This is a genomic window from Telluria sp. GW821-FHT07G12 (assembly GCF_059418525.1).
In genome coordinates this window covers 48,717-61,142 of the sequence record NZ_JBWKQA010000006.1, presented here as the reverse complement: position 1 = coordinate 61,142, position 12,426 = coordinate 48,717, and the positions used below count along the sequence as shown (strand labels likewise).

Annotated in this window: 15 protein-coding genes; all 15 read left to right on the top strand. The window is 65.1% G+C overall.

The window, feature by feature from the left end; translation table 11 throughout:
* Complete coding sequence (locus AC07PE_RS21135; protein WP_498768131.1) at positions 1 to 204, top strand: hypothetical protein; 204 nt, start codon at positions 1 to 3, stop codon at positions 202 to 204.
* Positions 201 to 671, top strand: a complete 471-nt coding sequence (locus tag AC07PE_RS21130) for a phage tail fiber protein (RefSeq protein WP_498768129.1) — start codon at positions 201 to 203, stop codon at positions 669 to 671. The genes AC07PE_RS21135 and AC07PE_RS21130 overlap by 4 nt, the downstream gene beginning before the upstream one ends.
* Before the next feature lie 2 nt (positions 672 to 673).
* Positions 674 to 1,561 carry a hypothetical protein gene (locus tag AC07PE_RS21125; protein WP_498768127.1) on the top strand — a complete coding sequence of 296 codons (888 nt, stop codon included), beginning with the start codon at positions 674 to 676 and terminating at the stop codon, positions 1,559 to 1,561.
* Positions 1,562 to 1,563: 2 nt separating this feature from the next.
* The gene (locus AC07PE_RS21120) at positions 1,564 to 2,067 is read left to right on the top strand and encodes a hypothetical protein (RefSeq protein ID WP_498768125.1); all 504 of its coding nucleotides are present in this window, start codon (positions 1,564 to 1,566) and stop codon (positions 2,065 to 2,067) included.
* Between the two features lie 123 nt (positions 2,068 to 2,190).
* Positions 2,191 to 2,949, top strand: a complete 759-nt coding sequence (locus AC07PE_RS21115) for a hypothetical protein (RefSeq protein ID WP_498768123.1) — start codon at positions 2,191 to 2,193, stop codon at positions 2,947 to 2,949.
* A complete protein-coding gene (locus tag AC07PE_RS21110; RefSeq protein ID WP_498768121.1) occupies positions 2,946 to 3,509 on the top strand; it encodes a head-tail connector protein in 564 nt (187 codons plus the stop codon). The genes AC07PE_RS21115 and AC07PE_RS21110 overlap by 4 nt, the downstream gene beginning before the upstream one ends.
* On the top strand, positions 3,506 to 3,841 hold the full coding sequence (locus AC07PE_RS21105; RefSeq protein WP_498768119.1) for a phage head closure protein: 336 nt from the start codon (positions 3,506 to 3,508) through the stop codon (positions 3,839 to 3,841). The genes AC07PE_RS21110 and AC07PE_RS21105 overlap by 4 nt, the downstream gene beginning before the upstream one ends.
* On the top strand, positions 3,834 to 4,349 hold the full coding sequence (locus AC07PE_RS21100) for an HK97-gp10 family putative phage morphogenesis protein (protein ID WP_498768117.1): 516 nt from the start codon (positions 3,834 to 3,836) through the stop codon (positions 4,347 to 4,349). Before AC07PE_RS21105 ends, AC07PE_RS21100 begins: the two co-directional genes overlap by 8 nt.
* Positions 4,346 to 4,744: a DUF3168 domain-containing protein gene (locus AC07PE_RS21095; RefSeq protein ID WP_498768115.1), complete on the top strand. Its 399-nt coding sequence runs from the start codon at positions 4,346 to 4,348 to the stop codon at positions 4,742 to 4,744. The genes AC07PE_RS21100 and AC07PE_RS21095 overlap by 4 nt, the downstream gene beginning before the upstream one ends.
* Positions 4,741 to 5,154, top strand: coding sequence for a hypothetical protein (locus AC07PE_RS21090; protein ID WP_498768113.1), 414 nt, complete (start codon positions 4,741 to 4,743; stop codon positions 5,152 to 5,154). The genes AC07PE_RS21095 and AC07PE_RS21090 overlap by 4 nt, the downstream gene beginning before the upstream one ends.
* A complete protein-coding gene (locus tag AC07PE_RS21085; RefSeq protein ID WP_498768111.1) occupies positions 5,151 to 5,351 on the top strand; it encodes a hypothetical protein in 201 nt (66 codons plus the stop codon). The genes AC07PE_RS21090 and AC07PE_RS21085 overlap by 4 nt, the downstream gene beginning before the upstream one ends.
* A 2-nt stretch (positions 5,352 to 5,353) precedes the next feature.
* Positions 5,354 to 6,514 (top strand): hypothetical protein, encoded by a 1,161-nt coding sequence (locus AC07PE_RS21080; RefSeq protein ID WP_498768109.1) that lies wholly within the window; start codon positions 5,354 to 5,356, stop codon positions 6,512 to 6,514.
* 102 nt (positions 6,515 to 6,616) lie between these two features.
* On the top strand, positions 6,617 to 6,991 hold the full coding sequence (locus AC07PE_RS21075; protein WP_498768107.1) for a hypothetical protein: 375 nt from the start codon (positions 6,617 to 6,619) through the stop codon (positions 6,989 to 6,991).
* Between the two features lie 71 nt (positions 6,992 to 7,062).
* The gene (locus tag AC07PE_RS21070) at positions 7,063 to 7,350 is read left to right on the top strand and encodes a DUF1799 domain-containing protein (RefSeq protein WP_498768105.1); all 288 of its coding nucleotides are present in this window, start codon (positions 7,063 to 7,065) and stop codon (positions 7,348 to 7,350) included.
* 46 nt (positions 7,351 to 7,396) lie between these two features.
* Positions 7,397 to 12,370, top strand: coding sequence for a DUF4214 domain-containing protein (locus AC07PE_RS21065; RefSeq protein WP_498768103.1), 4,974 nt, complete (start codon positions 7,397 to 7,399; stop codon positions 12,368 to 12,370).
* Positions 12,371 to 12,426 lie beyond the last annotated feature (56 nt).

Below are 12,426 nucleotides of genomic sequence, written 5' to 3'. Positions count from 1 at the left end.
ATGAGCCCCGCTGACGCCGCTGGGCTCGCCAACGTGCGCGCCCTGGCGGCGCTGCCGGGCGCCCGTGTCGTCACCGTTCGCGGCCAGGCCGGCACGGTGACGATCCCCAAGAACGACATAGTCGGCAAGTCCGACGACGAGCTGCTGGCGTTCATCGCCGCGCGGCTCGCTGAACAACATCCTGACATCCAGAAGGCCCCATGAGCGCGAATACCGACGCATTCGAAAATAAGCTGATCGACTTCCTGTTCCGCGGCCAAGCGCTGGGCCTGGCCAACTCGTCGGCCGGCGCCGGCAGCGGCCCCACCAGCCTCTATGTCGGCCTGATCACCGCGGCCGGCAGCGACGCCGCCGTCGGCACCGAAGTGTCGGGCGGCAGCTACGCGCGCGTCCAGGTTGCGTGCTCGCTGGCCAACTGGGCCGGCACCCAGGGCGCCGGCTCCACGACCGCATCGAGCGGCAGCAGCGGCACCACCTCGAACAACAACGCGATCACGTTCCCGACGCCGAGCGCGGCCTGGGGCCAGGTGGTCGAGTGGGGTTTGTTCGATTCCGCGACTGGCGGCACCGAACTGATCCGTGCATCGCTGGGCGCTTCGAAGACCATCAACAACGGCGACCCGGCCCCGTCCTTCGCCGCTGGCGCGCTGACCTACCAGATCGACAATTAATCATGCTCGGCAACGCGATCAAGCAGACCACCGCAACCACCGGGACGGGCAACCTTACCCTGGTGGCCGCGACCGGCTATCCGAAGATGTCCGATGCGTTCCCGGTCGGCTTCCCGCTGTCGTATGTTCTGCTCGATGGCGCCGGCCTGTTCCTCGAAGCGGGTATCGGCTACCTGAGCGACAGCACTACCTTGGTCCGGGCCAAAGTCTGTGCAACGTTAGTGTCCGGCGCCTACAACGCCTCCAATCCGACCGCGGTCAGCTTGTCCGGTACGACCACCGTTGAAGTATCGCCTCACGCTGCCACGCTGGAATCGATACTGCCGACGGTAGATAAGGTGTCGGCTTCAGTCGCCCGCTTTGTATCGTCGGCGGCCCGAACGTTATCGTTTGCGTCCGTGTCGCTCATTGCGAATCGGGTCTACTACGTGCCGTTCTTGTTGCGTGTAGCTACGCCGATCAGCTCCCTCCGCATTCAGGTGAGTACTGCTGGAGCGGCCGGATCGGTAACCCGCGCCGGGATATACACCTGCAGCGAAAATGGATATCCGGGTACGCTTTTGGCTACGACGGGCGACCTTGATACGACGACGAGCGGGGGGAAGGTAGGCACGCTTTCGGCTCCTTTAAACCTGCCGCCAGGTTGGTATTTCACCGCAGTGGTGACGAATTCGACGAGCGGGGCCACTCCGACGATAACTACCTACAGTTCGAATGCCGGCGCAGTTCTGGGCGGTACGCCGCTTGGTTTCGTAGATTCGACCATGGTGGGGTACGACTATCGCACGGAGAATGTGGCCTCTGCTGTCTTGCCCACCACGCCATCGCTTGCAACCACCTCCAGCAATATTGGCGTTGCGCACACACCAGCTGTGTTTTTGGGACTTTGACGATGTCGATTAATTACGTAGAAAAAGGAATCGGCCTGCATGAAGCGGTCGCGAGCGCTGGGCAGTGGCTCGTTCAGGTCGACGGAGTATGGGAATCCAGCGACGATCAGGCCGTACAGGCGATCATAGACGGCTACACGCTCGAACAGGCGAAGGCCGAAAAGTGCGCTCTGGTCCTGGCGCACGCCGCGTCGCTGCGAAACAAGGTGACGGCACAGGTGGCACCCGGCGAAATGGCCGCGTGGCCGATCAAGCGCGCCGAGGCTGAAGATTACAGCGCAGTCGGCGAAAGCGCCGCCTGCCCAGGGCTGCGGGCCGAAGCGCAAGCACGCCAAGTAACGCTTGCGCAGTTGGTTGCAAAAGTGAATGCGAACGCTGCCCGATTCATCGCCGCGGAAGCAGCAATCGGCGGGACGGACGGCAGGCACCGGGACGCGATCAACGCGCTGACTACCTTCGAGGAAGTGGCAGCGTATAACTATTTCACCGGCTGGCCGGAGGTCTAATCCATGGCTCTGGGCCTCTACCCACTGGCCCTATCGCCGCTGGGGCTTGCGCCTGGCGCGGCGGCGCCAACGTCTATCGCACTCACGGGCGCTGCAACAGCGTCGGCGTCCGGTTCCGGAGCCTTGACCACGTCGCTCAGGCTGATCGGCGCGGCCACGGTGCTGGCCACTGCAGCCGGCAGCGTGTCGACGTCCATCCCGATGCAGGGAGCAGCAGCCACGCAGGCAAGCGGGGTGGCCGCGTTGGCGACTGGCATTGCGCTGCAGGGCGTCGCACAGGCGCAGGCTTCCGGCTCGGCTTCGCTGGCGGCATCCGCGACAGCTTTGACGGGTGCGGCAACTGTCCAGGCGTCAGGATCCGGCAGCCTCTCGACAGCGGTCGCGCTGAACGGTGCCGCCGTCGCGATCGCATCCTCGAATCCGCCGCCCGTGCTGGCAAACGCGAACGCGTCGCTGGGCGCCGACCTGGCTGGCGCTGCTGCAGCCAGCTGCTCAGGAACCGGAGCACTGACCACGGCGGTCCGGCTCGCCGGCGCGGCCGTAAGCCAGGCATCAGGAACGGCGCAGCTGGCAGGCCTGGCTGCCGCGCTCAGCGGCTCCGCCAGCGTTGCGGCTGCCGGCCAAGCGACTCTGTCGACCGGAATCCGCCTTGGTGGCGCAGCCGCCGGCCAAGCCGGCGGCGCCGGAACCTTGACGACCGGGATCAGCTTGTCCGGATCGGGGCTGAGCGCGTCGACGGCCATGGCTGACCTGACGCTCGGCGTCATCTACGCGCGGGCGCCGGCCGGAAGCGGCTACACGCCGCAGCAGCACTACAACGAACGCCGACCGGCGGCGACCAGTTCGCCGCGTCCGGCCGCAACCCAGAGGAACTACCGATGACCACTCGCGAAATCGCGCCGCCGGCGGCCCTGGCGGTGACCCTCGCCGCAGCAAAGGACCAGCTGCGCCTCGAGCAGAGCGACACGGCCTTCGATGCGCAGCTGTCCATCTGGATCGCTGGTATCGCCAAGGAGGCAGAGCACGCCACCAAACGCGTATTCGTCAACCGGGCGATGCGAGTCACGCTCGACCAGTTCGAGCCATCGATTCGCCTGAGCGCGCCGACGTTCAGCGTCGAAAGCGTCAAGTACGTCGACCTGGGCGGCGTGGAGCGCGTGCTGGATACTGCCGACTACTTCGTCGACAAAGTAACCGAGCCGGGCTACGTCATGCCGCAGGTCGGGAAAGCCTGGCCGGCGACGCTCGCCCGTGCAAATACCGTGACGGTCGACTACACCGGCGGCTACGGCGTCACCGCCGCCACCGTACCGGACGCCGCAAGGCTTTACATCCTGGCCCGCCTGACAGAGCTATGGGACCCGGCCACGAAAGAGTTCAAGGAGACGGTGCGCTCGAACTTCACGGCCCGCCTGCTGGACACGCTGAGGGTGTACGGATGAGCAACGCTTTCAAGCTCGACAAGCGGGCGATCCTGCAGGCGCCGGCCGGTGGTCGGGACGCCCTGAACGCCCCGGTCAAGGGCTGGACCAACGTTCTCCCGGGCGACGGCGCGCTGTGGGCCGGCATATCCGACATCAGCGGCCGCCAGTATGTCGCCGCCGGCGGCGTCAAGAACGCTGTCCAGACTGAAATTTGCATTCGGCACCGCGCCGGCATCGTGCCGAGCATGCGCCTGATCCACGGCGGCTTCGCCTACGGTATCGACGCCGTGCTCGAGCGCGGCCCGGACTGGATGACCCTGATGTGCAGAAAGGAACCGTTCAATGGCTGATATGAAAGTGCAGGGCCTCGACCAGCTGCGCATGCGCATGGCGGGCCTACCTGATCGCCTGATCAAGAACGCGCTGCGCAGCGGGCTTCGGAAGGGCGCCGGCGTGGTGCGAGACCAGGCCAAGGCCAACTTCAATGGCGCGCCCGGCCCGAAAGAACTGACCGGCGCGCTGAAGGCATCCATCCGCGTCACCCCGCGCCGCGGCTCGCCAACGCGTGTCGTGTTCAACATCGTGGCCGGCACCCTCAGCAAGGCTCAGTCCAAGCGCTTTGGAACTGGCTCCGCTTTCTATGCCCTGATGGTCGAAAAAGGCCACTGGATCAACAAGGGCAAGGCGCTCGGCGGCAGTCGCAAGGCCGAGGCGCGCGCCAGGCGAATCGCCGGCGGCGAGAACCAGCACGTGCCGGCGCACCCGTACATGAAGCCGGCCATCGAGGCGAAAGCACAGGAAGCGATCGACATCATGATCCAGACCATCGGCGACAAGCTGCCCGAGGTCGCCAAGTGAGCGCCCAGGCTGCAATCCTGGCTCTGTTGCAGGCCTCGGTCGACCTGGTGGCGCTGGTGGGCGATCGGATCTACCCGGACCAGCTGCCGGACGAGCCGCAATTTCCGGCGCTGACTTTCCAGAAGGTCGGCGGCGGTGGCGAGCGCGGCGCCACCTCGAACCCGGGCCTCATGTCGGCACCGGTCCAGGTGACGGCCTGGGCGCGGTCCCGGCTGGAGACAATTGCGATCACCCAGCAGGTGCGCAAGGCGCTGGACCGGAAGCGAAAACTGATCGCCGGTGGCGTGCCGGTGGACGACTGCTTCTACGAGAGCGACGTCGACCTGGACGACATCGAGGACCAGGTCTACTACACGCACATCGACTTCACGATTCACTACCGGGATACCCCATGACGAAAACCGAACAGATCGTCGCCGCAATGGAAGCGGTGCTGGTGGGCGCGGGCCTGACCGTACGCAAAGACACCGAGGCGCTGTACAGCTTCGAAGACAAGCCCTGCATTGTGCTGGACTGTGGCGACGAGTTTCCGGCTGGCTCCAGGATCGGTGTCCAAGACTGGAGCCTCGAGGTGCGAGTCATGATCGGCGCGGACGCGGCTGATGGCGAAGCGCCGAAGATGGCGCCGGAACCCACCCGTCTGGCTGCGCATACGGCTCTTTACGCTGACCGCAACCTGGGCGGGCTGGTGATGGATCTCACCGTCGGCCCGATCACGCGCGGTATCGACGAAGAAAACCCGGCCTGCGGCATCACCCAGGTCGTCTACAACCTGATGTACCGAACCCAGGAAGGAACGGCATGAATCACGAACACGAAGGCAAGGGCGGCAGCTACGTCGTCGGCGAAAACGACATCACGCTGGTCGAGCGCACCCGGCAACCCGGTGAAGAGCCGGAACCGGACGAGCCGGCGCCAGCCGAAGCCAACAAGACCACCAGGGCCGCGAAAGCGGCCCTTTCTTCGCCGGCCGCCCCGGCTGAACAAACCTCGAAGGAGTAACAATGGCACTTCTGACCCGCAAGCGCACCATTCTGGCGAAGATTGAAGCGATCTATAACCAGGACCCGACGCCGACCGCAGGCGCCGACGCGATCCTGATGAGCAATCTGGTCGTGAGCCCGATGGAGCAAACGCTCGTCCAGCGCAACAATGTGAAGGCCTACCTGGGGAATAACCCGTCGGTGCTGGCCGCGATCTATGCGAAGGTGAGCTTCGACGTCGAGGTCGCTGGCTCTGGGACCCCCGGCACTGCGCCGGCGTACGACGAGATGCTGCGCGCGTGTGGCCTCTCGGCGACGACCCTGGCATCTGCTCTCAGCGGTACCGCAACAGCCGGCAGCACCACCAGCATGACACTGGCGGCTGGCGCGTCGGCTGTCGATGGCGCTTATGTCGGCATGACCATCAACCTGACCGGCGGCGCCGGCGCAGGCCAAAGCGCCGTTATCGCCTCGTATGTGGGCTCGACCAAGGTCGCGACGTTCACTGCGCCGCTAGCCACCGCTGCTGCAGCGACGACCGCGTACACGCTGCCGTTGCAGGTCGTCTATCGCCCGGTGTCGGATCTGTTCGAGTCGGTGGCATTCTACGTCAACGTGGATAGCGTCCGCCACCTGATGCTGGGCGCGCGCGGCAGCGTGTCCCTGAAGATCAACGCCCAGGGCATCCCGATGTGGAGCTTCGCGTTCACTGGCCTGTACACCACGCCGTCCGACGTCGCAATTCCGGCTGTAACGCTGACGCAGTTTGCTCAGCCGCTCGCCGTCAATCAGCAGAACACCGGCAGCGTGAACATCTCCGGCTACCTCGGCGCCGTCGTCAGCGACTTCAGTCTCGACCTAGCCGCGTCGGTCGTGTTCCGCTCACTGCCGGGCGGTACCGAGCAGGTGCTGCTGACCGATCGCCAGCCGACGGGCTCCGTCACGTTCGAAGCCACCACCGTGGCCGCGAAAGACTGGTGGACCCTGATGAAGAACGTGGTGCTGGGCCCGTTCTCGATCACTCACGGCAAGACGGCCGGCAACATCGTCAAGATTGACGCCCCGCAGCAGCAGCTGACGGCGCCGACCTACGGCGACAAGGACGGCATCACCATGCTGACCTGCAAGCAGACCTTCAACCCGCAGAACGGTAACGACGAAGTCACCTTCTGCTTCATGTAATCCCGGCGCAAGCCGTACTCGAGCACCGACCTGCCGCCGTCGCCCTTCGCGTGGGCGCGGCGGCAGGCACGGGCAAATGTCACTCACGCGAAAGGATACACCATGCTGGTTCTCTCCCAATCGAAAGAAAAAACCCTCAACTGGCCGGTAAAAGTCAGCATCGCCGCCGATGGCGGCCGCACGGTCGAACACACCTTCACCGGCACCTTCAAGGTGCTCGACGAGGACGAGCGCGACGCGCTGTTCCCTGACGCTGCGGACAAACTGGCCGAGCCCAGCTCGCTGGAAGTGGCTGTCGACGACATCCTGAAGGTCATGACGGACTGGAGGCAGGTCGTCGACGGGGACAAGAACCCGATCGACTTCAACCGCGAAACCTTGCTGACTGCCGTTCGCAGTGCCCACGGCTACAGCATCCTGCAGGGTATCTGGGAAGCACTGCGCCAGATCCGCGTGGGCGCCCGCGCAAAAAACTGAAGGACGCCGCCGCGTACTGGGCGCGCGGCGGTAAGGACGACGGCAAGTCCGCCCTGGATGACTTCGAGCTGTTGAGCGGCGCCGTCTCGGATGAGGTGGCCGCCTGGATCGGCGTCGAAGAAGGCCCGATGCAGTTCGAGGTCTGGCAGGAAAACTGGCACATCGTCGAGGTGTTCCTCGCGATGAGTCGTCAGTGGATCTGGGTCGGCGCCATGGAGCCGCAGCGTGTCGGCCTGAACCTGGCGGCGCTGCCGGTCGTGTACGAAGGGCTGGGCGTGCCTCCCGAAAAACGCCCGGAAGTCTTCCAAGGCGTTCGCGTGATGGAGGACGCCGCGCTCGCCGCAATGCAAAAAACGTAACACCGATCAGCCGGCAAAGTGCCGGCTTTTCTTTTTGGAGAATGGCATGCCCAAGGCCGTGCAGGTAGGTGAACTGGTCATCAACATGGCCGCCGATATCGCTACGCTGAAGACCACCCTGGCCGAGGGCGTCCGCGAATCGAAGGCTGGGGCCGACAAGATGGCGGCCGAGCTGGCCGGCATCAAGAAGGGCTTCCAGGAAGCTATGGGCCCGCTGCAGGACCTGACGATCAAGGTTGGCTCGCTCGAGTCGAACCTGAACCGTGCCCAGAGCGCGGCATTCTCGCTGGGCAAGGGCCTGATCCTGGGCGCGGCCGCGGGCATGAGCATTGACGCGATCGCCAAGAAGATCAACGGCGTGATCGACTCGATGGCGAACCTGAAGACTGTGTCGGAGAAGACTGGCTCCAGCGTCGAGAACCTGTCCAAGCTGAGCTTCGCCGCCAAGCAGTCGGGCTCCGACCTGGACAGCGTCGCAGGCGCACTTGCCAAAATGTCTAAGGGCATGGCGGGCGCCGATGACGAGACGAAGGGCGCCGGCCGCGCGCTCGCGTTCCTGGGCGTCAGCGCGAAGGACAGCGCTGGCAACCTGAAGGATCCGGCGGAGATGTTCGTTGAGATCGCCAAGAAGCTGGACGGCTACAAGGACGGCGCCGGCAAGGCCGCGATCGCGCAAGCGCTGTTCGGCAAGGCTGGCGCCGACATGCTCCCGACGCTTAAGCTGATCGGTGAGCAGGGTGACATCGTCGCAAAGGTCACGGATGCGCAGGCTACTGCCGCGCGGCAGTACCAGCGCGACCTCGCCAAGTTGGAGGCGCAAAAGAACGCAGTCTTCAAGACGATCGCAACGGCCCTCCTGCCCACGATGACCGACTTCGCCGGCGCCATGCTCGACGCGTCGAAGAAGACAAATCTGACGAACGTCGCCGTCAAGGGCTTGACGAAAGACGATGGCCTGACCAGCTGGGCGGACGGCGCCGCGATGGGGCTGGCGCGGCTGATGGACGTCATCGTCATGATTCCGAAAGCGCTGACTGCGGTCTCGGGCAGTTTCAAGGTGGTGGGCGCGGACATTATGGTGCTGTCGAAAGCCGCGCCGCTGGCGAACCCGATCACCATCGTCAAGGCCCTGGCGAAGGGAGAGAACCCATTCGCCGAACTGCAGGCAGCGAAGGCCGAGCGAAACAAGATCTTGGCTGACGCCAATCAGACCTATTCCGACCTGTGGAACTACGACGGCGCCGCCATGGAAAAGGCGATGGCCGCACGTATAGCGGCCCGAAAAGCGACTGCCGGCGCCGCAGCGGCTGGCGGAACCGACAAGCAGGCCCTCAATTTCAGCACCACGAGCGACGACAGCAAGGGTGGCGGCAGGCTGGCCAGGTTGATCGCCGGCGCCCAGGCCGAGCTCGACAGCGAAAAGTCGATCTACGACGCCCGCATGAAGATGCTCGACCTGTACCACTCGAAGTTCGGGCAGTCGGACGCCGACTTCTACGCCGGCCGCGCCACCGCGCGCGCCGACTATATCGCCGCCGAAGCTATCGCCTACGCGAAGGAGTCGTCGATGGCGCTGGCCGCCCAGGCGAAAGCCCACAGCCCGGAGGAGGTGACTGCGGCGAAAGACAAGTACTCGCAGCTGGAGAAAGCCCACCGGCAGTTCCTCGAGTCGATGCGGGACGCCGGCGGCGCGGACGCCGCCAACGAGCTGGCGGACTCGCAAAAGCAGTACGACGAAATGATCAAGGCGATGCACGACGCCGGGGTAGCCACTCTCGGCGCCCTGGACCAGCAAATCGCCAAGCAGCGCGAGCACAACGCTGAAATCGGCAAGACGAAGGAGCAGATCGAGCTGGCCAAACAGGCTCAGATCGACCTCGACACCAAGCAGCTGCAGAGCGACGCCGACTTTCTCCGCGATGGCCTGGCCAAATGGAAGCTGGACGATAGTGCCCAAGCCGCATACAAGATCCGCCTCAGCGACCTCGATGCCGAGATCGCCAAGCGTCGGGAGCTGTCAGGGCTGTTCGCCGCCGGCGCCGATTCGGAAGCGGGCGCCAAGGCTGCAGCCGACCTCGACAAGTTCCTCGATCCGGACAAGGCCCGGGAGTTCGGGAACGCTCTGAAGGGATCGCTGGGCGCCGCGGCCTCGTCGATGATTGCGCTGACGAATGCCATGCAGAAGTATGGCAAGGAGCAGGACGCCAACGATAAGGCTCGAGCTCAGGCGCAAATATTGCTGAAGGGGGACGAGAAGGACCGCGCGAAGGGAATTGAAGATCTCGCGCGACTGAACGCCAAGAGCGCCAAGGAGCAGCTGAGCAGCTACGGCAACATGGCTAGCGCCGCCGCCGGCTTCTTTGACGAGCACAGCCGCGGCTACCAGGCGCTGACCACCATCTCGCAGGCTTTCCACGCTGCGGAGCTGGCGATGACGATGGCCGAGCTGGTGCCGAAGGCGATCAGCGCCGTCCTGACGCAGGGCCAGGGCGATCCCTACACCGCGTTCGGCCGCATGGCTGCGATGGGGGCGCTGGTGGCCGGGCTGGGCGTGGCGATCGGCGGCGCCGGCGGCGGCAACGTCGCCAAGGACCGCCAGGCCGCGCAGGGCGCCGGGTCGGTGCTGGGGGATCCTGACGCAAAGTCCGAGTCGCTCAAGCGCTCGCTGGAGCTGATCGAGCGGAATACGTATCAGGACCTGGCGATCAGCAGCAGCATGCTGGCCACCCTGCAGAGCATCGACAGCAACATCAGCAGCTTCGCCAGCCAGCTGGTGCGCACCACGGACATCAGCAATCCGGACGTCGGCAACCTCAAGGCCGGGTACGGATCGACGACGCTTGCGAAGGCCGACATGGTGGCCACCGGCGCCGAGCTTGGCATGCTGGTTGGCGCGCCGTTCATCGGGGCGCTGGTGGGCGCCATCGCCAGCAAGATACCGGCGGTGCAGAAGCTGTACACGTCGATATTCGGCGGGAAGCAGAGCGTCAACGATTCGGGTTTCGGGATGGACGCCGCCAGCCTGGCCAGCATCCTGAGCGGTGGAGCGCGCGCGTACCAGTATGCCGACATCACCACGTCCGGCGGCTGGTTCCGCAGCGACAAGCACAGCCAGCAGAGCAACCCGCTGAGCGACGCCGCCAACCAGCAGTTCACCACCATCATCAGTTCGCTGGCCGACACCATCAAAACAGCCGGCGGGATGCTGGGCCTGGCTGGCGACGATTTCACCGCCAAGCTGAACAGCTTCGTGGTCGACATCGGGCACGTCAGCTTGAAGGACCTGAAGGGCGACGAGCTGCAGAAGGCGCTGGAATCGGTATTCAGCAAGCTGGGCGACGACATGGCGCAGTACGTGGTCGGTGGCCTGCAGGACCTGCAGCAGGTCGGTGAGGGCTACCTCGAGACCCTGGCGCGGGTGGCGTCGGAGTACCAGACCATCGACGTGGTGTTCCAGTCGTTCGGGAAGGTCTTCGGCCAGGTGGGGCTGGGCTCGATCGCCGCGCGCGATCACCTGGTGCAGCTGGCCGGCGGGCTGGACAAGTTCACCAGCCAGGCCGAGTACTTCCTGAAGAACTTCTTCAGCGAGAAGGAGCAGGCAGCCGCGCTGCGTGCGCGCATCGATCCGACGCTGGCGCAATACGGCCTGTCGAGCTCGGGCGCGAACGCAACGCAGATGTTCCGCGACTTCATCGTCGGCCTGGACACCACGACCGAGGAGGGCGCCAAGGCCTACAACGTCCTGATGTCGATCGCACCGGCGCTGAAACAGGTGACCGACGTCGAGAAGCAGGCCCAGCAGGATGCGCTCGACCAGCGCCGGGACCTGCAAAGCCAGCTCGACCAGCTGACCATGACATCGGCCCAGCTACACGAGAAGGAGCGCGCGACGATCGACAGCAGCAACCTGGCGCTTTACGACCGGGTGGCGGCGCTGCAGGCCGAGAAGGATGCAGTGCAGTCGGCGAAGGACACGGCGACAACGCTTCTCGCAGGTGCTGATAACGCGTTCTCCGTGCTGCAGCGAGTGACCAAAGCGACGACCGACAGCCTGACCGCACGAATCGCCGCGGAGAAGGCGCTGTCGGACGCCGTCAAGTCGACCCTGGCCAGCATGAAGGCGCAGGGTTCCGAAGTGGCAGACCGTGCGGCCGCTCGGGCGCAGGTCCAGGCGGCGCTGGCCATCGCCAAGGCCAGTGGAGTACTGCCGGACGCGGCGTCGCTACAGAAGGCTTTCGGCGTGCTGTCGCAGGACGCTTCGAGCATGTTTGCGACCCAGCAGGACTACCTGAGGGACTTCTACTCGACGCAGCGCGACATCGCCGACCTGGGCGGCCTGGCGGACAGTTCCTTGTCGGTCGACCAGCTGCAACTCGACTCGCTGAACAACATGCTGGCAACCCAGCAGCAGATGCTGGACCGGCTGAAGGGCATCGATGTCACCGGCCTGACGATCGCGCAAGCGCTCGCCGGGTTCCAGATGGCAGCCGGCGCCGCGCAGGCTAACCCGATCGTCTCCGGTAACTCGGCCATCGTGGGGCTCTATCGCGAGCTGTTGGGCCGCGCGCCAGACCAGGCCGGCCTGCAGTACTGGCAGGACGTGCTCGCACACGGAGCGTCGCTGGACGCCATCCGGGGCGGTTTTCTGGGTAGCGCCGAATACAAGGATCACCAGCGAATGCTGGGCGTCCCTGGCTTTGCCTCTGGCGGTTTCCACGGTGGCGGCTGGCGCATCGTCGGTGAGAAGGGCCCCGAGCTCGAGGCCACAGGCCCGGCGCGCATCTTCAACGCGAGCCAGACCTCGGATCTGTTCGGGCGCCTGGCAAACCCCTCGTCGAATGCTGACGTGCTTGCAGCATCCGTTGATCGCCTCAACGCGACCGTCGAGCGGCAGAACGCCATCATCGACGCGCAGGGCAAGACCATCGAGCAGGTGCGCAGGGAGTCGAAGCGGCAGGCTGACTTCATCGAACGATTGACCAACGGAGGCGAATCTATGCCAGTGAAAGTGGTGGGCTAATGGGATCAGCAGATTTTCGATTGGTCCGGCCGGTAGCGGTCTCCGGCGACGTAGCC